Below are 1,258 nucleotides of genomic sequence, written 5' to 3'. Positions count from 1 at the left end.
AGCAAGCAGTTACGGATTAGGTTTAGTAGGTCGTCCAGTGATTCCAACCGCAAAACAAAAGGTAGAACATATAGAAATACCAGGACGACATGGTTCACTTACAAAGAAAGGGGCATATGAAAATGTCCCTTTTAAGGTGAAATTTAATATGTTGGAAAGGGAAAATATTAAACCTTTCATAAGACGTGCAAAACCTTGGTTATTACAAGGGAAAACACTTTTTTTCACAGATGACGATGTACATCGGAAGATTAAGCATGTTGAAATGGGAGACATCACAACTGAAATTGAGGAGCATGGTGAATTTGAGGTGGATTTCACACTAGATCCCTTTGAATATACAGAGGATGTAAATCTAAAGCTCACCAAACCTGATGTAATTTATAATCCAGGTACAATTGAATCTGATCCTAAGTTTTGGATTGTGGGAAACGGTACTTTCCGTATAACAATCAATGACGTCTCTTTTCAAATAAAAGATGTGAATGGTTCTGTTGTCATAGATTCAGAAGTACTTGAAGCATATACCGATACCATATCAATGAATAATAAAATGGTTGGGCAGTTCCCTATATTCAACATGGGAGAAAATAAAATAGAGTGGTCAGGATCAATTCAATTTATGGAAATTCGACCTAGGTGGAGATATAAATGATTACTTTATATAAACCAAATGAGACGGATTTTACACACAATGGTATAGGGGCTTTAGATAAAAATATTTATAACGCAACTGTTGAGGAAGAACTCAATGGTTTATTTTTATTTTCATTTAGTTACCCATTGTTTGCACCGCATGGTCTGGAAATAGAGGGAATGAGTATCATTAAAGTTCCAACTCCGGATGGTGAACAACTATTTCGAGTGGCAGCGCCTAAAGTCAGTATGGGTGAGATTACAGCACAATGTTATCACATTTTTTATGACTTAACTGAAAATCTAATTGAAGACATTTTCGCTGAAGCAACAAATGGTAATGGAGCAATGAATCGTATGTCAGCAGGATGCCAATATAAGCATCCTTTTCAGTTTTATTCGGATGTACCAAAGATAGCCAGTGCACGTATTGTCCGTAAAAATCCTGTGGAAGCATTATTGGATTCTAGTCAAGACAATTCATTTGTTAATCGTTGGGGTGGCGAATTAAAACGAGATAATTTTGACGTGAAGATGCTACAAAATCGTGGTATGGATCGCGGGGTAGTTATTCGTCATAAGAAAGATTTATTAGGATATGAAGGTAATGTGGATTGGAAAC

The 1,258-nt window shown here is 36.2% G+C and carries 2 protein-coding genes; both read left to right on the top strand.

Annotated elements, in window-relative coordinates; translation table 11 throughout:
- A partial coding sequence (locus ACQGS6_RS28805) for a phage tail protein (RefSeq protein WP_426966055.1) occupies nucleotides 1–655 on the top strand: 655 nt, incomplete at its 5' end.
- A partial coding sequence (locus ACQGS6_RS28800) for a phage tail spike protein (protein ID WP_426966054.1) occupies nucleotides 652–1,258 on the top strand: 607 nt, incomplete at its 3' end. The genes ACQGS6_RS28805 and ACQGS6_RS28800, both read left to right, overlap by 4 nt.

The organism is Bacillus sp. GMs2/2, assembly GCF_050172095.1.
GTDB classification, from domain to species: Bacteria; Bacillota; Bacilli; order Bacillales; family Bacillaceae_G; genus Bacillus_A; species Bacillus_A cereus.
The sequence above is the reverse complement of the archived record's forward strand: the minus strand, read 5'-3'. Positions and strand labels throughout refer to the sequence as shown.